This window comes from Paenibacillus hebaui (genome assembly GCF_051934385.1).
GTDB lineage: Bacteria > Bacillota > Bacilli > Paenibacillales > Paenibacillaceae > Paenibacillus.
This window is the reverse complement of the sequence record NZ_CP196836.1, coordinates 351310-377307: the sequence shown is the minus strand read 5'-3', so window position 1 is coordinate 377307 and position 25998 is coordinate 351310. Positions and strand designations below refer to the sequence as shown.

Below are 25998 nucleotides of genomic sequence, written 5' to 3'. Positions count from 1 at the left end.
AGAACCCGGCGTGCGGATTTCCCGCACCGGGCTCTTCAGAACTGGTTTTACAGCATTGCGTATGTCTTCAACCGTTGATACGGGATGAAGATTTTCGGTCGCATTAGTGGAAACAATGAACGCAATCGCTGGTATTCTTCCCAGGTTACGTAGCTCTTTCGGCTTCGTCTGCTGAGTACTTTCCTCCAATAGGTAACGGCTGTAGCGTAGACTTTGCTCAGACACCTCATGTTGCCTACCATTCCATAATAGGCATAATGTCCTTGCAACATTTGGTTCATCTTCTTTGCCTGTACCTCAAGCGGTTCATGCTGCATTCTTCTCATGGTTTCCTGCACGTTTCCTATACTTCGCTTCTTTCGTTTCTTCTCTGTCTTTCTGCCCACCATGAAATTAGATTTCTTTTGGCGCATAAAGGCTCGCACCCTCATTCGCGTCCATTCATCCAGACGCCCAAACTTCTTCTTCACATTCCCTATACCGAAATAATTTCCAAACCCTCGGATGATTTCGTTAGTGTCTTGAGCATTTCGCTCAGGTTGTTTCCTTGTTGTCTACGAGTCGCGTTTCGGATTTTATCCTTATATTTCTTCACTTTCGTGTCCGGCAAGGTCACATAATTCCTCCAGAAGTTGAATCCCAGAAAACGAAATCCCTCTTCGAAGTCCACCACTTTTGTTTTCTCCGGGTGCATCCGCAGTCGCAGGTCTTCTTCCAAGATCTTCTTTGCTGCCTGATACGCCGCTTTTGCCTGCTCCGTTGTCTTGCATAGGATCACTGCATCGTCCGCATATCTGACTACGGCAAATCCCCACTCCTTCATTCCCCAGTCAAACGTATTCAGATAAATATTTGCTAAGAGCGGCGAGATCACTCCGCCCTGTGGAGACCCGATTTCCGTTTCATGGAACTGATCATCTTCCATGACTCCCGCCGTCAGCCATCCGCGAATGAGCGTCAGCACTTTTCCGTCGGTGATTCTTTCCCGTACCTTCTCTATGAGTCCCTCGTGGGGAATTTCGTCGAAGAACGATACGATATCCAGGTCCACTACATGTTCATATCCGTTACGTTTGGCCCGCCGGATCGTGTGTATAGCTTGATGCGCCGAGTATCCTGCCCGAAAGCCAAAGCTATAATAGTAAAAATCCTCTTCAAAGATAGGCTCAATGATTTGACGTACGGCTTGCTGACATACCCGATCCCGGATCGTGGGAATGCCTAGCGGCCTTAACTTCCCATTTTCCTTCTCGATGTAATGCCGCCTCACCGGATCGGGAACGTAACGACCCTGCTGCAATAACCTCTGAAGTTCCTTTAGGTTCGTGCTCACATTCTTCTCGTACATCCTGATACTCACTCCATCGATTCCGCCGCTTCCCTGATTCTTCTTCACCGATAGCCACGCTTCGTGCAGATTGTTCATTTGGTAAACCTTATCGATTAAGGAATAGTAACGTCTTTTCGGTTTCATTGGTGTTTCACCACCTTTACCGCTACTCACCAAGCTGGTCTTGTTTCCGCTACAGAAATCGATTCCTTGCTTGTTCCATCCCGGCAACTGCGTGTTAGAAAAAAAATTCAATCGCTCCTGCTGCCTTGGATGTACTCAGGCCGCCAGTTTGCCTTATCCCCAAGCGTTCTTTCGCTCTCGGCGGGACGCACCCTCTCGGTCAAACTCTCACTGGTTACGGCGTTTACGATCTCCACTCACGAACACTCACAGGCTTTGACGAAGCACGTTCCCTTGGCCTCTGTCTCTCCTCTTTTGGAGTAAGAGCAGGGTATGCGACACCACTTTTTTTTCCGGCTGCTTGCCTCTAAAAAAAATCCTGAGCGCATACTCATCCGGGTGTTCTCCTCCAGTCTGTTACCAGCTTTCATCGGCCCGAATTTACTCGTTACTACGGAACGACCCGCTATCTCGCAATCCTTCGGCTTGGCTTTCCCTTTCGGTTATACCTCCCCTACCTTATCTGCGTTTGCACCAAGGAGACTACGAGACTTCCCTCAGTTATCTGCACCTTCTATTCCATCCATCCTGACCCTAATCACGTCGATGAGTCCTACTGGTCATTTCCCTTTGTTTGGTTTCCTGTAGGATATACATCTATGTATAAGTTTTCCCGTTTTCTAGGCGGGTCACCCAGCATCGCCGCCACCTCTGGTTCACTGCATTCCGGGCTGGACTTTGCCTGCAGGCCCTTCAGATTCTTCCTCACGGAAGACACCCTGCCCATCCGGCTACAGCACTTTAAAGGGTAAAGTTCCCGGGTGGATTTGAACCACCTAGATGGTGCGACTGTGAGGCGCACTAAAAAAAGCCTTTCGGTATACGAAAGGCTTTAAAAGGATATAATCGTAATTTGAGTATCATTAACTTAGAAGAATGAATGCCCGCCTACTCTGTTCCATGTATGATAATGTGCATAATAATAGAATCCTGGGATTTTATCCACATTTAATTCTGGACCTGCTGGTGTTACTCCACCGCCTGCTGTCCTTGCCACTCGTTCAGCCCCCGTCCTAGTTGTGGACCAAACATTTTTCGCAGGAGCTGCAAGCATTGGGTTTACCAGTCTAGCAGCAGCTGAAGTTAAATCGATAGCAGGTCCTACGTAAAGTTGCCCACCCATTATATTTGCCTGATAGTATTCGTGACTTTTTTGTCTCAAAGTCTCTCTTATTTCAATAACTGTAGCCCAAGTTTCGTTTGCTACAATCAATACAGCACCAATTCCAAGCAACCATGCTAACAAACTTTCGCCAATTACGATCCCAATCGGAATCGCAAATGATGCTTGTAATTTATCTTGTTCAATAGTGTAAATTTGATTTGTTTCTAGATCTGTAAAAGTTGCATTGATGTCCCTTTTATAACATTATTTTTGATTTGTAAATATAATGTAATCCCCTACATATTATTAATGTCGTATTGAATATTTTCTCTTTAATTGCAATAATATGAGAATAGAACTAATGAAGGAAGGATGAAGTTCAAGATGAGTTTCGAATTCTATATAGCAGCAGATCGTCCGATCCCCGAGATTAAACTTAGTGGGCAAGAGGTTTTAACTGTCGGTGATATGATTCGTATGAATGTTCCGGATGGCCTGATTCCTTGGAAAGAAATGAATGAAAATGCAAAAGTTCTTTATGGCGATCCAGCAGCCTCTAATTGTTTTCACATAGAAGGTGCTTCATATGCTTTAAAAATAATGAGCAGATATACTGATCTCAATCATATTTATAAATTCGATGTTTCTGATATCAATCTAACGAAGGAGTTGTATAATTATGTAACTTCACTCAATAAAGAAATAAACTTGGAAATCTGGCATCTCTGGTTCGGCTATGATAATGAAGATGAAGTTATTACAAGAAAGAATTTGTCGCGCTCCACTCTTACTCTCCCTGATTTTGATGTCGTTCTTAATGAGAGTTGGTGCATAGCTATTGAAAGTTGATTCGTGAAGCAGGAAAATAACAGAAGGGACTGCTAAGATCAGTCCCTTCTGTTATTTTCTCTCTAAAGTAAATCATTTATTCTCTTGCAAGTTCATGATGCGTGCTCACCTAGATAGTGCGACCAGGATGAAATATTCCTCGTTTTTAGATATCCCTCAATTTTATTATTTATTCTCCTTTATGCATATTATTTAACATCAGTAAATCTTCTAAAATATTGAATAGAAGAATCTAATTAAAGATTACTGTCACAGATAAAAGATTGAGGTTAACGCCACCTATATGTTCTCGTTGACTCATAATTAGCTGTTCTATTTCTATCAATAGCAAATCTCCATCTAAATTTCTTATGATATAACCCTCCATTAAGAACATCTTATTATTTTTAATAATTTCCATTATTTTAATTTAAATAACTTTAATTAACAGGGGTATTATACCATAACGATTCTAAGGTGGTTCTTAATAGAAGTGTATCTCACAACAGGTCTTATCCTGAGATAATTTGATTTCCGCAAAAAAGGCTCTTCGCTCTATTGGATGGGTAGACCAAAGTAAAATAGTTTCAACTGTCATGGTCAAAACGGGATAACGTCAGATTCATTCGATCCGCCACACGATGGAGGTCTGCCTTGAGCCTCTGCCTCATCAAGGAACTGTCAGAGTCTGCTTGCCGGTTCATCATTTGCCTCCTCCTCTGGTTGGTTGGACTTCACGCTACATCATTAGTACCCATACCTTCCCCTCGTGAGCAGGCATTTATGCAGTAGCAGGACTGTAAGGGTAATTCTCGCCATTCACATGAAGTGGAGATAAAAAAGAAAAGAAACCTGCCCGCTATCTCAGCAGTCAGGTCCCTATCGCATGTTATCCGTTATTGAGCTTTTCCGTATGAACCTGACTTGAACGTTGTAGGATCATACCATTTGTATCCTGCCGCTGGTACAGCCCAAGGTTCTGTTTGCGGCTCGGTGGATGCAGCCGGAGCTTCTATAGTTAGCAGACTCGTTGGTGTGTCCAGTGTCAGTCCTGGCACTTGGGCCAGACTGGTATAGCTCTCTTTTACCGCGAGCCATTTCACGGTATTCACAAGGAAGGTGGCATCGTCCACTTCTTTGAATCCATCGTAGGTCTTCTTGGTAGCGCCAGTCTCCTCACGCAAATATTTCGGAGTGGCGTCTTCCACTGGTGAAGAGTCGCCGATAAATGCAGCCTTTCCTGCACCTACCTTGGCAATAGCAGCATAGGCTCCTTCGGCCCGACCCCCGCCATTGTATACGCCTTGGTCAACAGCGTTGCCCCATTTGGATACACCGCTTGGCACGTACACCAGACCTTTGGCCTTATTCGGATCGATAATAGCCAGCGTAGAGCCGGCATGCATCGCTACCGAGTTCACGCCTGTGGTAATGCCAAATGACTGCGTGGGGGCAACAATATCCGATGCGTTCACATCGCCGAGGGCATTGTAGCGGAAACGAACACCAAAGTTTGTGGCCAGCCAGTCCGAGCTAATCACACTCTGCATAGCAGGTGAATTTGCTTCGGCCGATGACATGCCTTTGGCCGGATTCAAGAATGCACCACGGCGATATCCGTTGAACACTTCGGAAGAATCCCACCGATTTTTGTTTCGATCTGCGTTATAGTGGTCGGAGATGAAGAAGACACTGCCGCCATTCTGTACATATTGCAGCAGCGCAGCCTGCTCTGTTGCTTTGAAAGGCACGTTCGCTTCTCCAATCACGAAGACGTTATAGTCTTTCAATTTATTATAGGTGATTGCTTGCTCACCGAATGTATACGGGATGCTGCGTTCCAGCTGATCCACGGCAAAGCCTGCGTTTCGCAAACCATTGGCAAAATCCGAAAATGCCCCATCAATAATCCAATCGGCTGCACCTGCAGTCTGGGCATGGGTATTGTCGAATAATACTTTCTTGCCAGTCCCATCCGGTAATGTTGTTCCTGGATTGGGTTCAGGATTGGTTGTTCCAGAGGAGAGTGTGATTGAGGTTGGGTTTTTAACTCCTGCATAGCTGTTGTACGCACCAAGCGTGCCGGTTACGATGATCTTCTGTCCTACGAGATTGGGATTGGAGGCCAGTCCAACCTGCGAACGATACGATGCAGGAATCTGCACATCAAGCAGCTTCGCATTGGTCTTCTCTGTCGCTGAATCTGCAATCAGGAAGTTGAAATCATTGGCATAAGGAGATGTAAACTTGGCTGTAAGCGAACCGGTAGCATGTCCAACAATATACCCTTCTACCGTTGCCGTTCCTCCACCACTCTGGGCGGCGATGGCCTGAGATACCGTAAGTGGTGCTGCAGCTTGTACCGAACTTTGCGAACCCGGCCCCAGCAATGCCGTTGCCATCATGATGAAGACCAGGAATGCCCCGATCCAATGCTGCCATATCGCTTTCTTCATACGTGCCTTCTCCTCCTCATAATTACCTGATAATGGATCATCCTCCTCTAATTTAATCGTTCATATGCTGAATTCCTCTTTCTTTTTGTAAAATGTTTGAAAATTTTTTTGGAAATAACATCATCGGCCCACCATTTCCTGCTGAATGGCTGGTTCCTTTATCCTTCCGCATACCTTAGTATGTACATTCCTTAACTGCTGGGATGAGCCTATTTTCGAAAAAAAGTTGAATTCTTTTGCTGCTTGGCATTGCATTTTACCATCGTTCATTGCATAATGAATATATATCTATGATAATGATTATCATTATTGACCTTGTCTCGATATAACTGTCAACTTCCTATGATTTTACGATTTTATAGATAAAGGGGAACGAACATCGAATGAATACAACTCTGCAAAAGGCTGACCTGCAGCTCGACGATTATTTGGATCTTCTGAACCTGGCAACCAACCTGGGTGATATCAAATGGCAAAAGGAAATTATCCGCAAGCTGGCTTATACGTATCCCGCAGTTCAATGTAAACAACCACAGTAACATCCTATATGTGAAATAGCTCAATGAAAGATTCTTTACAGGAATCGGATCTTGGGCTATTTTTTATGGATTAGGAGGGGATCGCCATGCAACTGGAAACCGAACGACTTATCATCCGGGATATTCTGGAGACAGACTGGGAAAGTATACATATCTACACATCCATGACAGAGGTTACGCAGCATACGGCATGGGGACCGAACACGGAAGAAGATACGCAGACTTATGTGGAATCTGTGCTGAATACACAGCAAATACAGCCACGAGAGGGATTCGAACTGGCGATATGCCTGAAGAATGAGGGTACGCTTATTGGTGGTGTAGGCCTACATGTTATGGAGCAAACGAACGCAGAGATTGGCTATGTTCTCCATCCCGCTTATCAGGGTAAAGGTTATGCTGCCGAAGCAGCGCGAGCGATGCTTGGCTTTGGCTTCAATACACTAGGCGTACATCGTATTTATGCGAAATGTCGCCCGAACAACAAGGCTTCAGAGAAGGTTATGCAGAAGATCGGCATGCAACGTGAAGGCCTGCTGCGCGAACACTGGTATTACAAAGGAAAGTTTCACGATTCTTATCTATATTCGATGCTTGCGAAGGAATATGTGATTGCGAACGTTGAACGTTTAGACTGAGTATGTGAGCACCGTGAATGATTGTAAGATACAACGCAATGTATACAAAAAGAATGCAACAAAAAGCTGACGCCGAAATTTTCGGACGCCAGCTTTTTCGTTCTCCGTAACGACCCCAATCGCCCAATGAAGATGATGCAGCTATTCATAACCTGCTCTTATTACAGCCGACACAGCTCTACCGGACAGCTCGGGAATGTGGGACATCCACACATAAAGCGCAGGGCTGCAAGATCACGAATCATCAATTTCCCGTCCATGGTGTCCAGCGTCCCCTGCTCTTTCCAGGCCCCCAACATGCGTGTCACACTCTCCCGCGTTGCACCAATCATCTCCGACAGCTCGGTATGATTCAGCTTCATATCCAGCACGATGCCCTCTGGCGTAACTCTGCCATTCGAGTTGCTGGCGCGAATCAGTGTCGATGCCAGCGCACCAGCCTTGCCATAGAGCAAAAGATCACGGAAACGCGACTGGGTAATACGCTGCGAGAGTGCCATCCACTGTAGGAACTTCAATGCAAGATCACCGTGCTTGCTGAGTACACTCTCCAAGTCGCTAAGCGAGATAATCGCCAGTTCCCCTTTGCCACCCATCTCTGCACTGTAGCTATGAGTCAATCCGCCGATGCCGCCAAACTCTCCAATCAGATCCCCGGTTTGCTGAATCGATAAAATAATTTCTTTCCCGTCCTCAGTCGACTTGGTTAGCTTCACTCTTCCAGAGCGAATGTAGTACAGATATCCAGCTTCATCGCCTTCCAGAAAGAGACTGTACCCCGACTTCACACGTTTGGGCTGCATCTTGGTCTCGATTAACCCCCATTGTTCAGCTGTTACGAACGAAAGGATCCCACCTGTTTCCCGTGTCATCTTGCCCGCCTCCGTCTGTTCCTGTACTTCCCTCTGGGTTGCTCTTTCTGTAAATACTGTACTCATAACCATCGTCCCCCTCGGTGTTCCTTATGTATATATCATACCGCGAAAGTTGCTTGGGGGTTATCGGGGGATTACCTGAACCTTGCCGGGAAACTCCCTGAATTTGCTGTGAAAAAAGTCACACTCCACGGATCGCTGCACACCTCCAGCATCGATAAATACCTTGCCGTACTTGGCCTCAGGGTCCACTATAATACAGGATCAGTAGATTAGAGTACGGAAATAGGGGTTTTCCCTGAATTACAATGCGAAAGAAAGAGTCTACAATAGTACTAACATCGTAATATCCTTATTTTAAGAGGTTGTTCAAGAAGTCCGCTTTTGATTACGAAAGATGCCTAGTGGCATTATCAGCACCGCTCTTTTTGAACACGCACTTTAAGATGATCCTGTCCAAAGGTTAATGATATTGATTACACCGTAACCTACGGTATAATCCAAAAAAGGAAGTGTCCTCTCATGTATGATGAACTGCCATCTGGCATTCAGGAGATGATTGACGGCCTGCGCCTGAACACGTCCAGCGACTTCTGTGGACTTGCCTGTCTATCCGGGACGATGCTGCGCTGGAAATATACCTCCGGGGCCAGTAACGAACGAGTGAAACGCATGGAAATGCGCCCCGGACAAGATCTGGTAGGCACAGCCCTTCGGATTGGACGCACAGCCCTATCCGATGCACAATCCACCGAAAAGCATTCACCCGGTCGTTGCCCGTTAATGCTTGCAGAGCGTCTGGTCAGTGCTATAGCGGTACCTGTGTTCCAGGAAGGAAACGTCGTGCCTAACGCCGTCTTGCTCGTTGGCAGCAGACTGCCCTGCACGTTCTCACCAGACATGGTCCGGCAAGCCGAGCAAGTCGCTCTAAAGCTGGAGTCCAAAGTTTATGGATAACGACATCTGAAACGATGCCAAAAGTCTTGTTATCTCCTTATGGGGGTAACAAGACTTTTTTTATAAACTCATTTATGATAAAGAAAGAACTGTGGAAGCGGACAGGAGGAAAATGATGTGATTCAACTATTAGTTGTAGACGACCATGTCGTCGTACGCTCTGGGCTGATCGCCCTGCTGGACGGAAAGAATGATATACATATCGTGGGAGATGCAGCCGATGGCGACGAAGCCATTGCAAGAGCACAAGAGCTGAAGCCCGATGTGGTCTTGATGGATTTCAGCATGCCGCCCGGCAAGGACGGGTTGACAGCCACTGCTGAATTGAAAAAATTGATGCCGGACGTCGCCATTCTGATTTTGACCATGCATGACGATGAGGAGTATCTGTTCCGTGCGATCCACGCGGGTGCATCCGGGTACATCCTTAAGAGCGCACCACACGAAGAATTGCTGGCTGCCATTCTTTCTGTAGCAGATGGAAGTGCTTATCTCTACCCCAGCGCCACCAAACGGTTGATGAGCGAATACTTGGACAAAGCCAAACAGGAGAACGCCGGACCGTATGACACGCTCTCCGAGCGGGAGAAAGAAATCTTGTCATGGATTGCCAAAGGTTATGCCAACAAGGAAATTGCCGAGCATCTGATCATCAGTGTCAAGACGGTCGAATCCCACAAGAGCAATTTAATGGAGAAGCTCGGCCTGCGTACCAGACCCGAACTGGTGAAGTTTGCGATGAAAAAGGGGTTGCTGAACTTTGAGTAGCGCACGCAAAAACAGACTTAGCGGACTGGCCGATCAGCCTATAGACCAGTTGCTATTAGAACTAGATACTCATATAACAGATACTGAATTCTGCAGCCGACTGAAAGGTTCACTACATCAACTGAGTGATCTGAAGTTTGCCCTGGACGAATCCTCGATTGTGGCCCTCACGGACCGTAAAGGGAAAATCCAGTATGTGAACGATAAATTCTGTGAAATCTCACAATATACTCGTGAAGAATTAATAGGTCAGGATCATCGGATCATTAATTCCGGTTATCATGGCAAAACCTTCATGAACAGCTTGTGGGAGACCATATCTTCTGGACGGGTATGGAACGGAGAGATTCGCAACCGCGCCAAGGATGGCAGCCACTATTGGGTCAACACGACCATCGTCCCTTTTCTCGACAACGACAGTGAGCCTTATCAATATTTGGCTGTCCGTAGTGAAGTGACCAAGCTGAAGCAGGTCGAATCCGAGTTGCAGACGATGATGACTCAGGTCATGAACATTCAGGAAGAGGAACGCCGCCGGATCTCGCGTGAACTGCATGACGGGATTGGACAGAGTCTCTTCTCTCTGGTCATTCAGATGGATCGTCTGCTGGCAGAAGGGCCGCAACCAGGTGTCGAAGCACTGCGGAAACAGGTCACGGGCATCATGGAGGATGTACGCGGCATGGCATGGGAGCTGAGACCATCCGTACTGGATGATCTGGGCGTTGTTCCGGCCATTCGTACCTATATTGAGAATTACAACCGCCATTACGGGATTGAAGTGGATCTGGAATGTAATTTGCGAAAGCGACTGGATATGAACCGGGAGATCGCCATGTACCGGATTATCCAGGAGGCGTTAACCAATGTTGCCAAGTATGCCGATGTTTCTGAAGCTCGTGTGACGGTAGAAGATTCCGAGGCAACAACCGTTGTCAAAATTGAGGATCACGGCGCGGGTTTCAGTGGGAAGACCGCAGGTAACGGCGTTGGCCTCTTCAGCATGGAAGAACGTGCACGCGGAGCCGGAGGCACTTTGTCGATAACCTCCGAGCCTGGAGTAGGTACGCTAATTACTCTTTGCCTGCCCAAGTTGGCACAGTAATTTCATTCTGAACGGGAACATGGATAACCGGATTTTGCGGTGAATGTGATCTCTATCATGCCTTATCTTATGTATTTCTTCAATGCAGAAGACTGCTTACGGACGGACTCCGTGAACGGTCTTTTTTCAATGGATGACTGTATTCCACTCCCCCTACTTCATCCCCGATTGGTATAAATGACAAAATGAAAGCTCGAAAACAGATAAATTCAACATTCACGATAAATCTATTGACTCCAATTACGATTCGTCATTAAACTATGAATGCCACATACAAATTGTATTTATCTCCATAATATTTAGTATTTACTTGAATCTATATAATGATTGAAAAGGGTGGTCAACCATGTCAGAGAAACGCTCCTCCAAGGGAGGAGAAATTCCGCAAATGTATAATCTGGACGAGATGGATCGCAAAATTATAGCTGCGCTTCACCAGAACAGCCGGATATCCTATACGGATCTGGGTACACAGATCGGGTTATCGCGTGTAGCTGTTCAAGCGCGCATTAATGCTTTATCCGAAAAAGGGATCATTGAACGCTTCACCGTAGTCATCAACCCTGGCAAGGTTGGGCTTCAGGTCTCCGCCTTTTTCAATGTTGATGTCGAACCGCAATTCCTCGATGAAGTCGCGGAGAAACTCGACGAAGAACCGGCAGTCACCAGCCTCTATCATATGACAGGCCCGAGTACCCTGCACATGCATGGTATTTTTGCAGATATGGAGGAGATGGAGCAGTTCTTGCTGGAGAAGCTATACAAGATGCCAGGCATCGTCAAGGTAGAATCACAGCTGTTATTAAAACGTTATAAAAGCCGGATGGGCATGAGACTCTAGGAGGAAATCAGCATGAGTTGGAAAGATTACAACGGTCTCGTCATCGGAATGGTACGAACCGGAATTCTCGGATATGGCGGTGGTCCTTCGGTTATTCCGTTGATCCGTTACGAGGCTGTGACTCGTTACAAGTGGGTCAGCGATGATGAGTTCGGTGAGATTTTGGCTATCGCCAATGCCCTGCCGGGTCCCATTGCGACCAAGATGGCCGCATATCTTGGTTATAAAACCAAAGGTGTGCTGGGCGCCATTGTGTCCGTACTCGCTCATATTTTGCCGACAAGCATTGCCATTATTGCTCTGCTCGGTTCCATGTACGCGCTGCGCGAGTCGAAAGTGGTGGCAGGTATGGTAGCCGCCGTACGGCCGGTCATTTTTGTCATGCTGGGCATGATGGCTTATGAATTCGCCATGAAAGCCTGGAAGGGACTCGGCAGGGCTTTTGCTGCCATATTTGGCGTAATTGCCTTTGTACTGTTGCAGCTGCTGGATATCCATCCCGGGATTGTGATCGCGGTTTTCCTTGGATATGGCGTCTTCCACCTGGATCTGGTCCAACGATTCAAATCCAAGGGCAATTCCGACAAGGGGGTGTCCTAAGCGATGCTTCAGACATGGTGGGAATTATTTTGGGGATTTTTCGTAGCCAACATATTGGGATATGGGGGCGGCCCGGCGTCCATTCCGCTAATGCAGGAAGAAATAGTGAATCACTACCATTGGATGACCACAGAGCAATTCGGTGATGTACTAGCGATTGGTAACGCACTTCCCGGCCCGATTGCAACCAAAATAGCTGCATTTGTCGGGTACCACGTGGCAGGCTGGTTTGGGGCATTTATCGCCAGCTTTGCCACCATCGTTCCTTCTGCAACCGCATTGATTTTATTGCTTCGTTTGTTGAACAAACATCGCACTTCACCTAAAGTCAAAGGCATGACCTTACTTGTGCAGCCGGTAATCGCTGTACTCATGATTCTGCTCACTTGGGAGTTCGGCCAGGTATCCACCGATTCCATTGGCATCTGGCAGACATTGATTATTGCGGGCATTTCGCTCTGGGTCATGACCAAGACTAAGCTACATCCGGCCATTCTCATTGTGATCGCTTTTGCATACGGTGCGTTGGTCCTGTCTCATTCGATGTAATTGATTTTCATTTTCATGTTCAAAAAAAAGCGGTGATGTCAGCATATAAGCTGTCATCACCGCTTTTTGGATTACAAATCTTGGCACGGTTGTTGCAGATAACTATTTTGCTTCTACGACTACAGTTACTTTTGTTTTCACGCCTGCATAAGTCGCGGTAATGGTTGCTTTACCTTTGCCATTGGCCTGGATGATGCCATCTTTCACCGATGCTGTCGCAATACGGGAAGATTTCCAGAGCGCCGGTTTGGATACGTTCGCTTCGCTGCCATCGTCATACGTTGCTGTTGCAACCAAGGTCACCTTATCCCCAGGTTTCATGGTCAGGGTTACCTTATCGGTTTGCAAATATTTCAAGGTATCCACTTCTAAAGCAACGGTTACAGACTTGCTGCCATACTTGGCTGTAATTTTCACTTTACCTGAACTGAGTGCTTTCACTTTACCTTTAGTCACCTGAGCTACCTTATAACTATTGGTTTTCCATTCAGCTTTATCCGTAACATCACGTTCGCTACCGTCACTCAGATACGCAATAACTTTAAGATCCGCTGTATCCCCCGATTTCAGGGAAAGCACCGGTTCGGATGCTTCGATGCGAGAAATGACGTCCACTTCAACCTGAATCGTCACTTTTTGGGAACCATACTCAGCCGTAATGTTAGCTTTACCACTGCTGTTCGCTGTGATCACGCCTTTTTTCACATCCGCTACGCGTGAGTTGCTTGATTTCCATGTGGCTTCCGAGGATACATCCTGTGTCAATCCATCCTCATCGGTTGCCGTTAGCACAATTTGCTGTGTTTCCTTGGCGGATAACACCACAAAGTTTAGATCAGCTTCCAGTCCACTCGCCATGCCTACTTCAACAGGCAGCGTTAATGTTTTGCCTTCAATTTTGGCTGTAATGGTGGCCTTACCGGTTGCAATACCCGTTACAACACCTTTGCTATCCACTTCAGCGATTTTGTCGCTGCTGCTGCTCCACGTTGCGTCTTCGGATACGTCTTTGGACGTATCACCGTAGACAGCCAGCACTTTCACAGACAAAGTACCTTTCACAGCTACCGAGGCTTTTTTCTTGTCCATTTCATACTTGTCTGCCACGTCTACATTCACTGTAAATTTAACGGTTTTACCGCCGTATGCGGCAGTGATGGTCGCTGTTCCTGACTTGTATGCGATCAGTTCTCCGTTTGATACATATACAATATCTGCGTTGCTTGAAGTCCATGTTGCTTTGGAAGTTACGTCTTCTGTACTCGCATCAATATATTCTGCATTGGCTACCAGTTTCTTGGATTTGTTCTCACCGGTAACACTCATAGCGAGTTTGTCATTAACATCCTTGATGTCCAAATATCTTGCCGTATCTACATCCACAGCAATTTCTACTGTTTTGCCACTATAGGTTGCCTTGATCGTTGTTGATCCTGCGCTAATCGCAGTGACTTGTCCCTTGAATACCGTCGCAACCTTCTCATTGCTCGATGTCCAAGTCGCTTGATCCGTTACATTCACATCAGCACTATTCGGATAAGATGCAGTTAATACTACATTTGCTGTTTTATTAGATCCGGTCAAACGGAAGAAAAGGCTTTGTTCCTCCACACTCAGTTTGCTCGTCAGATCTACATCCACATCAACCGATACGGATTTCGTTCCATATTTGGCTGTGATCTTCGCAGATCCTGCGGAGTATCCTGTAATTACGCCTTTTAACACGTCAGCTACTTTTTCATTACTTGACGTCCACTCTGCCAGACCCGTTACATCTTTGGTCGTACCATCTGGATAAGTGGCCATCAATTTCACGGTCTCGCTTTTGTTCAATAACAGATTGACCTGTTTCTTGTCCACATCCACACGTTTAACAACCTCAACGTTAACATCCACTGTCACGCTTTGGCTGCCGACTTTGGCAGTAATGACGGCTATACCTGCACTTTGTCCAGTTACTTTACCGTTCACAACGGTAGCAACCTTCTCATCACTGGTAGACCATTCTGCGATACTAGATGCTTCCTTGTTTGTCTCATTGTCACTATAGGTTGCTGTCAAAATAATTTCTTTCGTGTCTCCGGTGCGCAAATCAAGGCTTTGCACGTTTTTGGAAAGGGCTTTGACCTTCTTGGTTACTTTCACCTGAACGGACTGACTCTGGCCCTGATAAGCTGCCGTAATCGTTGCTGTACCTTCTTTTTTGGCTGTGATTGCACCATTATATACAGTTGCTACCGAAGTATCTTGGCTACTCCAGGTTGTACTGATCGTTACGTTCGACGATGTATTATCAGAATATACACCTGTCACTGTAACGGCACCGGAATCACCCACTTCGAGCGACATTTCATTCTTGGAAACCACAATTTTGGACAGTTCTTTATCTGCCGCAGCGGCCAAGCCTACGTTGGAAATACTCAGCATCAACACCAGCATCATCACCATGTACTTGGTCAATCTTGGCTTTAACATCATTTCCCCCCGATTATCATCATTTTTTTCCTTATGTTTAATGTCGGCAAGTTCTTTCCAGATGTTTAGGTTTTCAGGAAATATTCAGGGAATTTAGTGGGAATTCATTCAACGGATTAGTTACATTCATTTTGCATAATTCGATTTCTATCGCTAACGTGTACAAGAAATAGACGAACAGGATCATTTCGATCTATATCTTGATGATTGGAAGACGCTCTAGGGATTTATGCAAAATACTCACATTTCAAACAATTCATACCCGTACACATTCCGCATAACCTATGTATAGTGACAATTCTGGAATTCATTTCAACCGATCGGGGGAAAAACATGCGGCAGCCTTTTGATTACAAAGGATATTGGGAGCAAACGTATCGCTCAGGCGAGACATCGGGAAGGGGTTCGTATGGCGTACTGGCTGAATTTAAGGCAGAAGTGGTCAACGGGCTAATTCAACGTGAGAGCATTTCCAGCGTCATTGAGTTTGGTTGTGGGGATGGGAACCAACTGCAGTATATGAATTACGGTGAGTACCTGGGCATGGATGTGGCAGCATCCTCAGTACGGCTCTGTGCCTCCAAGTTTGCCAACGATGCCTCCAAGAGCTTCATGTTGTATACACCAGGTCTGTGGATTAACCGCGGCTTCCTGAAAGCCGATCTTACCGTCTGTCTGGATGTGCTGTACCATATTACGGATGAAACCGATTTTCGCAATACACTCTACGACATCCTGCACACTTCGGCAGAGTGGGTTGTGTTGTACACTCGTTTGAAAGAAAACGGCAATCCGGGGATCGACACGATCCAGGACCGCAATCTGTTTGATTATCTGCTCGACTATCCCGACTTCAAAGTACAGGAGATTATCCCTCAGCGGTATCCCGATCAATCTTCAGCCGACTTCGTTATTCTGAGACGCACTCCTTCCAATAGAAAATAGACCTGGTCGCAGCCAATTATGGTCCGCCCCAATCCGATATTCAGCATAGTTCCTATCTTAATGAAACATCATTCTTGTGACGGTTAAGGTGCCCTCTTCCATTCAGCAGCATTTTCGAGTGTGCTCCGCCTCCATTGAGGAAATCCCATTTTCCAGCCAGGAGGCAAAGCACACTCGAACAGCTGTATCGTGAATTGTGAATTGCACACCCTCATGTATACTTACTGCCCGATGTGTTTTGTTCCTAGATCCCTATGTCTAAAATAAGCCCGGACGTCCACGCAGCTTCGCCAATGCCTCCATATAGAAATAATCGCCGTATATGATCGGCACATTCAGCCCTCGCCCTTCCGGGTAATGCACCGTTCCCTGCATAATCAGTCCTTCTTCCGCTGCCGCCCCGCCCGAGCTGTAGTTCTCATGTAAGCCGCGAACGATTCGTTCCCCTGCGGCTGCATATTCTTCACCGCGTGGCGACAGCTTCGCCAGCTCCAGCAGACCGCTGGCGGCAATCGCCGCAGCGGACGAGTCCCACGCCACCTGATGCTCGGCAGGTGCGCGGAAATCCCACACCGGCACGATCTCTTCGCCAAGCATGGCGAGGAAGAAATCGGCCGCACGTTCCGCTGTCTCCAGATAGCGGGCTTCGCCCGTATACCGGAAAGACAGCGCAAACCCGTGCAACGCCCAGGCGGTGCCCCGCGCCCAGGCGGAACCTGGAGCATGGCCTTGCCCGCCATGCTCGCGCAACTTCTGCCCCGTGTGTGGATCAAACTCCACCACGTGGCAGATGGACCCGTCAGCGCGGACGAATTCGCGCGCCACGGTGTCCGCATGCGCTTCCGCCAGCCAGCGGAAGCGGGGGTCGCCGCTCTGCTCGGATGCCCAGTAGAGCAGCGGCAGGTTCATCATGCTGTCAATGATGGCTACGCCGCGCGTATCCATTGCTGACGAGCTGAAGTTCCAGGCGCGGATAAACTCGCCGCGCACATGGAAGCGGGCAGCAAGCAGGTTGGCGGCGAGCATTCCCCGCCGCCGTCCATCTGCGCTGCCTGTCTGGCGGTAGTTGGCTACGCCACTAAGCAGCCAGATGAACCCCAGATCGTGATCCACCGATTCGGGATCACGCAGACAACCCTCCAATTGCCGCTCACAGCTCTCGGCAATACGATATAACGGAGCGACAGCTTCGTTTTCCGGCGACTCCCCATAGACAAGCCATAACAATCCCGGCCAGAAACCGGCCGTCCACCACTCGGGATCATTTCGATCATACCTCCCCTGCGGGGCGGTGTGCGGAAATGTATCCTTGATACGCTTCGCGTTGCGAATGGTTTTGGCCGCTCCCTGCCGCCACGCTTCTTCGAGCCATTTCACCGACGTTGATGTATTCATGAACATTGCCTCCTCTAATGGTTACCAGACATCTTTTCTAGACGTTCAGTTCTTCATCACCCTGTTTTTCTCCACATCTTTACCAGCCCGACTACGGATCACTCCCCATATATATCTGATCCAGAGCCTGTAGTCCCTCACCTTACATGCATCATCAGCCTGGACGAATTCATGTAACCTCATCCAACCTGATCGTGAACGTTATACTCTGGCTACCGCTTCGTTCCATCCTTGCTTCTTTGAGCAATCCATTACGAGAAGCCACCGACTGTTCCTTCATCTGAATTACCACCCCTTCATCCAGCGCTGACGATTCGGCATAAGCTCCCTGATACTCGCTGCGTACACTATGATTCGTATGCGTAATAACAGCCTGCTCACGGCCATCACTGAACATCAGCGGAATGAGTGCTCCTGCTGCCTCAATCTCACCTTCGAACTCATACGTCACAGTTAGCAAGTCCTGCTGTTGTACATAACGGGTATGCAGTGCCTCTAACCCAGGCAGCGGACCTCGCCATGTCACCACAAACTCATTGGCCTGAGGAGGCTCTTCCTCTTCTACTCCCGCGTATCCTGACCTGGACTCTTCCTGTGGGTCTAACGTTTCAATCCCAATCGAACCCCCACCATCGGCAGGATTAATTCCGGCATCCCGATCATAGACCTCGCCAGACGGAATACCCTCTGCAAGACTGTGCCATACGCCATCTGGTGTCTTCCAGGCAGGGCAGTAGCTTAGGGGATTGATCTCCCCTTCAGCAAACTCCGTGAATCCAGATTGCACATGTCCAGCGGCAGATGGACCAATCAGACCCGGTAATCCCGACTGCTGAATCCGCACTAGACCCGGAACGGTGTAAGGATCATTCATGGCTGTGTGCAGAACCAATTGCTGACCCGGTACAGTAGCGATCATCGTTTCGAACCATCCATCTGTCTGCAACACCCGGCTGCCTACCTCGGAAGGAAGGTACATTCCAGTCACATCATCACCAGGATCACTGAGACAGGCATGGGCCAGTGCTGCGGCCGTCCACAGGTTATAGCCTGTGTGATTTGTATAGATCTCGTACCCATGGCGTGCCTCAGGTGTATACTCGTTGCGAACAATCTTCAAACGTCCATCTTCCATCTTCCAGCGCTCCACGGCAGCAAAACACAGATTGGCCGCGCGTGCGAATGCCCCAGCCATCACCCGATCTCCAGCCTGCAAGGCCTGTGTTGCGTAAGTGGAACATACGTAGGCCGCAGCCGCCTCATTCCATTGATGCTGGGAGCTGCGACCACGCGGCGGGATCTCTCCCAGTGGGGACAGTGTAAGCAGTGAGCTGAATGCACCATGACGCAAATGCTCCTGCAGCTTATCAGCACATGCTCCGTCATATCCCGCTTCAAGCATGACGCCCAGGTGATAACGGGTCGCTATATCATAGGAAAATGGACAGTTTGGACGGTCCAACGGCCCATCCCGATACAGTCCAAGCTTCGTGAATCGTGGCAGATGATACCGATCGAGATAACGATCCATCCACCCGGTGCCCTCACTGGCGAGTTCTTCTTTCCAGCGCAGATATTCCCCGGATATCATAATGGCATTCCAGTTAATCATGCGATTGGGATTGTTCATTTTGCTCATCGTAAATACATAATCTTGCTCAGGCTGTATCTTCCTCAGGGCATCCGCCCAGGTCCTCGCTTGCACAGGCAGATGCGGCTTCAACAGCATGTAAGCTCTCATCATCAGCACAGGGAAAAAATCCGGGTGATGATCCGGTGCACATCCCTCCACTACAGCATTAATGCTATGTGATAGAGCCAACGCTGCTGAATCAAGCAGGTCTGTTCGGCCCGCCTGAACAAGGACAGCCGCAGCCATTGCATAAGCCGGCGTCGAATAATATCGCTCAACCGCTGAGAACGGATCAATAATAGCGCCGTCCTTATCCTGATAAGGGGTGTAAGCGCGCACAACATTCTCAACAAGTGCCAGCTTGCGAGCCTGATTCCAACCATCTGAAGGAGCGGGCCCCGCCTGCTCTGCCAGTACACGGTAACTTTCGAGGGCATCTTTCCATGGATAAGTTGATTTGCACGTATATTCACTCATTCATGTTCACCTCCGTTTCGCATTTTTTCGGTTCAATCGTGAAGCGCACCTCACATACCGTTTCCAGCAGACCAGACCCGTCGGTGCTCTCACTGCAATTGTCCAATATTCCCCGCCAAGCCAGAGAAGTCCGATAGAATGTGACGGGATTATGATCATGATCCTCCGTATTAATCGTCTCTATATGAGCTTGCCATCGGCTTGCATCATAATCCATATATACTTTCGCATGTGCCCCCTGCCATTGAAGCTTCCCTGTATTCACCAGTTCAGGCAAAACTCTGCTCATAAATCGCTCCACCACCATGGAATATCCTGCATCTGAATCGCCCACCGAAGATTGTACAGCAGAAGACAACACCCTCTTTTTCCACTGGAACCGGTCAATCAGAAACATTTCTGCACCATTCCTGTCAGCATCGGGAGCAATTCTCCAGTGAAGACGGCGTGTATAACGAGCCAATGAAGAGGCTTCAGGGTATGCAGCCGTCAGATCCAATGTGGAATCCAGTTCACTACCGTTCTCTGCCAACTGTACCTCTATCACACGGGCTTGTGCTTGCCGACCATAGCTTTGCTCCCGACCTTCAATCAACGGAACGCTGTGCCCGGATGACGAGATGTGGAACAACTGCTCTCTTCCTGGTGCAAAGTAAGCTTGTGTATACAATCCCGCTCCTGGATCACACAGGATGTTCTCGCCGCTGCAATGGATAATGAATTGCCCCAGATCATTATGGTTATGGGGTTCATCGTTATGCCCGCCTTTAACGGAAAAAGCCACATAAACAGGTTCGACATCCGCACGTTGTGTACCCGGATTATCCAGCTTGCCCTTTGCAATCATCCAGCCCAGATTATAGAAAATAAACCCTTGTTCAACTTGTGCAGATGCCCGTTCATCCCCGTATAATGCCGGATCGCTCCACATCACGTTTCGCAACATATGAGCCCAGCGATGACAGGGATCATCCGTAAGCAATGGAATACGAAGCGGTAGATTAACCAGCAACCCTACCCGGGATGCCAGCAGGGAAAGTAATCCTGAAGGGATCTCTTCCTGTTCGGCACTATCCGAATAATTCACAAATACCCCGCCTGACAGGTGAACTCGCAGTGGGAAGGCTGCGATCGCCGCTATGTTCGAACCTGTCAGCAGCAGATCCAGCTCACCCTCACTGTACTCATAAAGCATCTCGGCATAATAAGTGAAATAACCGAAGCCATATACCCAATACCCCATGCCTTCGGCACAGCCGCCATCCTCGCCATAACTGCTCAGGAATGCCTTCATACAGTTGACTGTTTGACAGATCGATTCCCGCAGTGTGGACTCATCCTCCAGCAATAACAATGCCGCCATACCACAGCATCCACCACAAACCGCGGACCAGTTGTGATCCGCTGTCTGCCAGTGGAATGTCCGCTGTTCCCGGTAAAGCGGGGTGAAGATTCGCCGCTCTGCTTCGAACCTGATTCGCTCTATCACAAGATGATCCAGCCGTTGGGCGTGGATCTTCACAATCTCGGCCAACATATGTACAGTCTCTGCGGCAAACAGATCAATGTTTCCATGCACCTGGTCTGCCTTTCCCGTACCCAGATGCGCGGGCAGGCACCACGAATACTCACCACACACGTCCCACAACATATCTTCGAGTGCATGTAGGGCATCCGGCGTAGCAGAGTTCAATGCCAGCATCGCCACAGCCGCCAGCCGACCCCTTCGATCGAAATATGCCTCCTCATAGGCTTTCCTCTCACCCGTATCGCTGAACTGTCTATATAGACGGAAGGACAAGGAAGGCATAGGTTCGTTCAAAGCACGTTCACCATAAGCCTTCAAGTCCGTGTATAGAGTAGCCAGTTCAGGCCGGGATAACTTCTCTATGAGTCTGTCGGCACTTAGGGAATCCACTACATTTGGGTAACATTGCTCCCTCTGTTGTTGATTCTTGTGTTGATCCTGACGCCTATCATTCATCTTCTGATGGATCACCTGCTGAATGCGCAGATCATCCGGCCAGCCCATTGTTTTAGCATTACTTATTTCGTGAATCGAATCTCCCACTGGATTCACCACTCTTCGCTCATGGAATGCCATACAAATATTAACATGTAATCGATTTCATTTTACCGGATTTCAGATCTTTTTTGAAGAATTATCCAATACTATCGAATTTACATACAAAAACAGCCGATTGTAATACACAATTCGGCTGTTTTTGTATGGGGTGTAGGAATGTTATTCACGGTTTAGTGGATGCTCTAATTCCGCATGACCCATTAAACTGTCCGTTGCATTTCCGTCAACAAGCAGATCAATACTGCTTACTTCGTCAAATTGAAAAAAAGTTTCTTTCAACGCATCGAGGGCTAGAACCTCTCCTCCAGCTCCTAATCTCGCTTCATCTGGAATATGCACATCTAACGTCAATTTTCCTTGATCAAATGTGGATGAAAGTAAATCAATGTTAGTCCACAAGGGGATCAGCTCGGATTGATCGTTACTTTGAAGGGCGGCATACGTCTTGCTGTATTTGTCGGAGTCATCTTCAAAAGTAATCTCCTTTGTACTTTTTTCAAGTTGTAGTAGTTGATCATCCGCGTAAAAAACCTGAATTTTTTGAGATTGCTCGCTGTCTTGTTCCTCATTAGCTGCTGGTGTCGGTGCAGTATTTGCAGGACTAGAGCCTTGCACTGGACTAGATGTAGTAGGCTTGCTACCACAACCTACGGTTAATAAACTTATGGCACAGATGACGATAGCAAGATGAATTCCTTTTTTCATAGACGCACATCCTCTTGAGTTTTTCACTTGCACAGACTTATAACTTCAGATACTCTTTTATCCCATCTACGATGGCTTGAGCTGCCTTGTTTTGAGTGCTCTCTAACATCATAGCCTCTTCCTCAATCTGGTTACTTAAAAATCCGATTTCCAGAAGGACGGCAGGCATTGTGGTTTCTCGTATGACTTGATAGTTACCGTTCTTAGAGCCGCGATCTTTAAATCCCATAGCCTTGATCAAATTTTTATGAATAATGTCTGCAAGCTCTTTACTGCTTGCACGTTGGTAATAATATGTCTCGGTTCCCGAAACTTGGGGAGCAGAGGTTACGCTGTTCCCGTGAATAGATACAAACACATCTGCCTTAAGATCATTGGCAAGTTTAACTCGTTCCGGTCGTGTAGGGTAGATATCCGTTTCACGAGTCATAATCACTTCTATATCCGATTCTTGTTGCAAGAGAGCCTGAACTTTAAGGCCCAAAGCAAGGGCAAAATGCTTCTCATGTTTTTGTGTAAAACTTATTGTACCCGGATCACTGCCTCCGTGTCCTGGATCAATAACGACTATTTTTTTGCCACCAGTGACAGGAGTTGCGGTTGTCGGATCGTTTAACTTACTCAGATCAAGGATGAATTTTCCAGCAATAGTTTGTTGATTATAATTAACCGAACTTACATTGTTTAATTCAATCACGATTCGAACCTGAGCCGGATCATTTTTGAAAAGAGAATAACGTATCTCAGTAACATTTGGAAAGTCGCTAGTGTCTAACCTCCCCATGGAGCCTCCAGAGGGTACTTGTCCCAAATTACCGAAGTTGGTAGAGGGGAAATCCACGACGATTCGGTCAGGATTCTTTAGTGTTGTTATGACTGGAGTAATTTCACGCTCCAATGAGACAACAAGTTGATTATTGGTATAGTTTAATTCGTGAATCAGGTTAGTTGTTGCTTCATTCCCACTGCCATTAGTGGGAGAGGTTGGGAGTGAAGGGGTGCTAGTTAGCGTAACAATCTTGTCTTTGTTATTCCAGCCAACTTTCAAACCCATTTCTTCACTAACAAAACGAATAGGAACGACCACCGTATTTTTGATCATTTGCGGAGCAATATTAAGGTTCACGGTGCTGTTTTCTACTAAAGCCTCTTGTTTACCAACGGTTAACGAAATTGCATTAGAATCTTGTTGAATATGTACGTTTTGTGTTTTTTGATCCCAGTTCACACTGAATTTCAAGTTCTCAGCCACTACTCGGATGGGAATCATGACATTGTTTCGCACATTAACAACTTCCACGTCATTAGGTAGATTTAGTTCGTGCCCATCTAGAATAATTTTGGTTTGATTGGTTGCTGCGTGACTCTGAACTGGAATTAATAAAAATATCAGTGCGCTAAACAATAACATGAGTATGGATTTCTTCATTATACACCTCGGTTTTAAAATTAAAGTTTCACCACTTCCACTTGATTCATTACAAGCTCATCCTCCACTCTATTTAGAACGCTGTCAGCAACAAAATAGTTGCGGAATGATATGGATTTTCTACAATAATATTCAATTTTCCGATTATTATCGAAAAGTGTTGCGCAAGAGGAGATCGTTACACCCCAAACTCTCTCTCCTCATTTCTCAAGAACTCTTCGCCAATGGAATGCTACCAAAATCCCATCTGTGTTCCGTTGTAGCAAATTACAAGTTACACAATTGCGAGCGGAGAGTTCTGTACAACAGACAGCCACTGACGTGCGATCAGCTCATGACCTGCCGCGGTTGGATGCACTCCATCCCATAACCAATAAGCTGCGTCCGCCTGTGCGAGCGCATCGTTGAACGTTTGCTGCAACGGCACCCACACAGCCCCAAACTCATCAGCGAGTTCGCGGACCAGATACTGATACACACCGATACGCTCCTGCCAGAATTCCCATTGCTCCACTGTAGCTCCGGTTTTCAAAATAAAAGGCTCCATTAAAACAAGTCCGGTATGCGGCAATACTTCCCGCGTCTCTTCAAGCAAGTGGCGGTATGCTCGTCCGAGACGATCCGTAACACCACTAGGTTCACCGTTCATGGTGCGCCAGGCATCATTGACCCCAATCAGGATGCTGATCAGGTTTGGCTTCAGACTAATCGTATCCTCATTCCAGCGTGCATACAGATCCGATGCGCGATCTCCGCTGATTCCTCTGTTGTAAAATGTTGGCTGCTTACCTGCCAGCTCCACACCCAGTTTGCTTGAGATCAGATACGCATAGCCATGACCGAGAAAATGATTCGGATCATCATTGCGTGATCTTCCCCCATCAGTAATCGAGTCTCCCTGAAACAATACAACGGATGGACTTGTACTCATAATCGAAACCGTTCCTTCCTCTATGTAAAATGTAAAATAAAAAATGAACACCTCAGTCTCCATTTTATTCCTTTCGGCCTCAATAGAAAATAGCGTTTTCAGAACACCTCTGCCAGATCATGACCCCATCAAGTAACGCAAAATCATCATCGCAACCATACCGACAAGTACCGTTCCGAGCAGACTCCGAGTCCAGATGGCCACTGCAATCGTTGGCAGAGCTGCCCACAGGGCCGCATTATGCATAATCGGCACCAGCTGGTTGTCCGACATAAACAACTCCTGCCCAATCAGGGCCGACATCACCGCCACAGGTACATATTCAAGCCATCGTAGCAGCCACATCGGAATCTGTATTTTACTAAACAGCATAAGTGGCAGCACACGCGGGATAAACGTTAACAGAGCCGAACCCATGATGATCCAGAATACATCCCATCTTACTTCCATCGTTCCATCACCACTCCCATCGTTGCCGCAATGACCGCAGCCACAATGATACTCATGCTGCCTAGCGAAGCCATGTTGGCGATGATTACACAGACCACGGCGATGATCGCCACATTCATGTGCAATTTTTTGTTTTTGCGCTGCATCAACTGAAGCACAACCAGACCAATAAACATCGCAGGCAAGGCAAAATCTAGTCCAAGCCGCTCGGGATTGGTGATCCAGCGTCCAAAGTAAGCCCCCGCCATGTTCGCCACGAACCAATTCAGATATGCTGTAATGTTCAGACCATGCATCCAGCGTTCACTCAGCGTCTTCCGGCCAATGGCACGTGTCATTGCTACTCCGAAAGACTCATCCGTGAGCAGCGAGCCAATCCACATATTTTTAAGCGGCGTCAGATGACGAAAATACGGTGATACAGCTGCACTAAGCAGCAGATGGCGAAGATTCACGAAAAATATGGTGAACATAATAGCCGTCGCTGACCCATTAGAAGCCAGCATGCCTGCGGCAATAAACTGGGCTGATCCAGCGTATAGAATCAGACTGAGCAGAGCTGTTTCCGCCAGGCTGAGGCCTGCCGTCATTTCAATGACACCCGCTGCAAAGCCGATACTTAAATATCCAAGCAGGGTTGGGATACAATCCTTGACCCCTTGCATGAATGTAGCCTGATCCGGGACCTCTTCTGTCTT

General features: G+C 47.4%; 24 protein-coding genes. 10 read left to right on the top strand and 14 right to left on the bottom strand.

From position 1 onward, the window contains the following. Positions 1-47 precede the first annotated feature (47 nt). From ACR32F_RS01730 to ACR32F_RS01720, 3 genes are all read right to left on the bottom strand, one after another. On the bottom strand, positions 48-506 hold the full coding sequence (locus tag ACR32F_RS01730) for a group II intron maturase-specific domain-containing protein (RefSeq protein WP_440119645.1): 459 nt from the start codon (positions 504-506) through the stop codon (positions 48-50). Then, positions 476-1474 (bottom strand): group II intron reverse transcriptase/maturase, encoded by a 999-nt coding sequence (gene ltrA / locus ACR32F_RS01725; RefSeq protein ID WP_440115557.1) that lies wholly within the window; start codon positions 1472-1474, stop codon positions 476-478. The genes ACR32F_RS01730 and ltrA overlap by 31 nt, the downstream gene beginning before the upstream one ends. Positions 1475-2381: 907 nt before the next feature. Further along, entirely contained in the window at positions 2382-2759 is a 378-nt protein-coding gene (locus tag ACR32F_RS01720) for a hypothetical protein (protein ID WP_440115555.1), read from the bottom strand. Between the two features lie 243 nt (positions 2760-3002). On the opposite strand from ACR32F_RS01720, the gene ACR32F_RS01715 reads away from it, so the two are divergent. After that, complete coding sequence (locus ACR32F_RS01715; protein ID WP_440115554.1) at positions 3003-3467, top strand: hypothetical protein; 465 nt, start codon at positions 3003-3005, stop codon at positions 3465-3467. An 875-nt stretch (positions 3468-4342) separates the two neighbouring features. On the opposite strand, the gene ACR32F_RS01710 is transcribed toward ACR32F_RS01715, so the two are convergent. Continuing rightward, entirely contained in the window at positions 4343-5851 is a 1509-nt protein-coding gene (locus ACR32F_RS01710; protein ID WP_440119644.1) for a DUF6359 domain-containing protein, read from the bottom strand. A 434-nt stretch (positions 5852-6285) separates the two neighbouring features. Here ACR32F_RS01710 and ACR32F_RS01705 point away from each other — a divergent pair, with 434 nt between their 5' ends. Further along, positions 6286-6441, top strand: coding sequence for a hypothetical protein (locus ACR32F_RS01705; protein ID WP_440115552.1), 156 nt, complete (start codon positions 6286-6288; stop codon positions 6439-6441). A gap of 86 nt (positions 6442-6527) precedes the next feature. Continuing rightward, positions 6528-7079, top strand: coding sequence for a GNAT family N-acetyltransferase (locus ACR32F_RS01700; RefSeq protein WP_440115550.1), 552 nt, complete (start codon positions 6528-6530; stop codon positions 7077-7079). A 161-nt stretch (positions 7080-7240) separates the two neighbouring features. Here ACR32F_RS01700 and ACR32F_RS01695 read toward each other — a convergent pair whose 3' ends face one another. Beyond that, positions 7241-8017, bottom strand: coding sequence for a Crp/Fnr family transcriptional regulator (locus ACR32F_RS01695; RefSeq protein WP_440115548.1), 777 nt, complete (start codon positions 8015-8017; stop codon positions 7241-7243). A gap of 459 nt (positions 8018-8476) precedes the next feature. Here ACR32F_RS01695 and ACR32F_RS01690 point away from each other — a divergent pair, with 459 nt between their 5' ends. The 6 genes from ACR32F_RS01690 to ACR32F_RS01665 all read left to right on the top strand — a co-directional run bounded on the left by ACR32F_RS01690 (position 8477) and on the right by ACR32F_RS01665 (position 12774). Beyond that, positions 8477-8911, top strand: coding sequence for a GAF domain-containing protein (locus ACR32F_RS01690; RefSeq protein WP_440115546.1), 435 nt, complete (start codon positions 8477-8479; stop codon positions 8909-8911). A 117-nt stretch (positions 8912-9028) separates the two neighbouring features. Next, entirely contained in the window at positions 9029-9679 is a 651-nt protein-coding gene (locus ACR32F_RS01685) for a response regulator (RefSeq protein ID WP_440115544.1), read from the top strand. Continuing rightward, a complete protein-coding gene (locus tag ACR32F_RS01680; RefSeq protein WP_440115543.1) occupies positions 9672-10784 on the top strand; it encodes a PAS domain-containing sensor histidine kinase in 1113 nt (370 codons plus the stop codon). The genes ACR32F_RS01685 and ACR32F_RS01680 overlap by 8 nt, the downstream gene beginning before the upstream one ends. 346 nt (positions 10785-11130) lie before the next feature. Continuing rightward, entirely contained in the window at positions 11131-11625 is a 495-nt protein-coding gene (locus ACR32F_RS01675) for an Lrp/AsnC family transcriptional regulator (RefSeq protein WP_440115541.1), read from the top strand. A 12-nt stretch (positions 11626-11637) separates the two neighbouring features. Next, entirely contained in the window at positions 11638-12225 is a 588-nt protein-coding gene (locus ACR32F_RS01670) for a chromate transporter (RefSeq protein WP_440115539.1), read from the top strand. A 3-nt stretch (positions 12226-12228) separates the two neighbouring features. Then, entirely contained in the window at positions 12229-12774 is a 546-nt protein-coding gene (locus tag ACR32F_RS01665) for a chromate transporter (RefSeq protein WP_440115537.1), read from the top strand. A gap of 102 nt (positions 12775-12876) precedes the next feature. Here the strand turns inward: ACR32F_RS01665 and ACR32F_RS01660 are convergent, their stop codons facing one another. Next, entirely contained in the window at positions 12877-15252 is a 2376-nt protein-coding gene (locus tag ACR32F_RS01660) for an Ig-like domain-containing protein (RefSeq protein WP_440115535.1), read from the bottom strand. 330 nt (positions 15253-15582) lie between these two features. Between ACR32F_RS01660 and ACR32F_RS01655 the strand changes: the two genes are divergently transcribed. Then, on the top strand, positions 15583-16194 hold the full coding sequence (locus ACR32F_RS01655; RefSeq protein ID WP_440115533.1) for a class I SAM-dependent methyltransferase: 612 nt from the start codon (positions 15583-15585) through the stop codon (positions 16192-16194). A 258-nt stretch (positions 16195-16452) separates the two neighbouring features. Here ACR32F_RS01655 and ACR32F_RS01650 read toward each other — a convergent pair whose 3' ends face one another. From ACR32F_RS01650 to ACR32F_RS01615, 8 genes are all read right to left on the bottom strand, one after another. Next, the gene (locus tag ACR32F_RS01650) at positions 16453-17589 is read right to left on the bottom strand and encodes a glycoside hydrolase family 88 protein (RefSeq protein ID WP_440115531.1); all 1137 of its coding nucleotides are present in this window, start codon (positions 17587-17589) and stop codon (positions 16453-16455) included. A gap of 169 nt (positions 17590-17758) precedes the next feature. Beyond that, the gene (locus ACR32F_RS01645; protein WP_440115529.1) at positions 17759-19699 is read right to left on the bottom strand and encodes a glycosyl hydrolase; all 1941 of its coding nucleotides are present in this window, start codon (positions 19697-19699) and stop codon (positions 17759-17761) included. Continuing rightward, positions 19692-21779 (bottom strand): heparinase II/III domain-containing protein, encoded by a 2088-nt coding sequence (locus tag ACR32F_RS01640; protein WP_440115527.1) that lies wholly within the window; start codon positions 21777-21779, stop codon positions 19692-19694. The genes ACR32F_RS01645 and ACR32F_RS01640 overlap by 8 nt, the downstream gene beginning before the upstream one ends. A gap of 165 nt (positions 21780-21944) precedes the next feature. Beyond that, positions 21945-22490 (bottom strand): GerMN domain-containing protein, encoded by a 546-nt coding sequence (locus tag ACR32F_RS01635; RefSeq protein ID WP_440115526.1) that lies wholly within the window; start codon positions 22488-22490, stop codon positions 21945-21947. A gap of 37 nt (positions 22491-22527) precedes the next feature. Beyond that, the gene (locus ACR32F_RS01630; protein ID WP_440115524.1) at positions 22528-23919 is read right to left on the bottom strand and encodes an N-acetylmuramoyl-L-alanine amidase; all 1392 of its coding nucleotides are present in this window, start codon (positions 23917-23919) and stop codon (positions 22528-22530) included. A 274-nt stretch (positions 23920-24193) separates the two neighbouring features. Continuing rightward, positions 24194-24850 (bottom strand): SGNH/GDSL hydrolase family protein, encoded by a 657-nt coding sequence (locus ACR32F_RS01625; RefSeq protein ID WP_440115522.1) that lies wholly within the window; start codon positions 24848-24850, stop codon positions 24194-24196. Positions 24851-24967: 117 nt separating this feature from the next. Beyond that, positions 24968-25300: an AzlD domain-containing protein gene (locus ACR32F_RS01620; RefSeq protein ID WP_440115520.1), complete on the bottom strand. Its 333-nt coding sequence runs from the start codon at positions 25298-25300 to the stop codon at positions 24968-24970. Continuing rightward, a complete protein-coding gene (locus ACR32F_RS01615) occupies positions 25291-25965 on the bottom strand; it encodes an AzlC family ABC transporter permease (protein ID WP_440119643.1) in 675 nt (224 codons plus the stop codon). The genes ACR32F_RS01620 and ACR32F_RS01615 overlap by 10 nt, the downstream gene beginning before the upstream one ends. Positions 25966-25998: the final 33 nt, after the last annotated feature.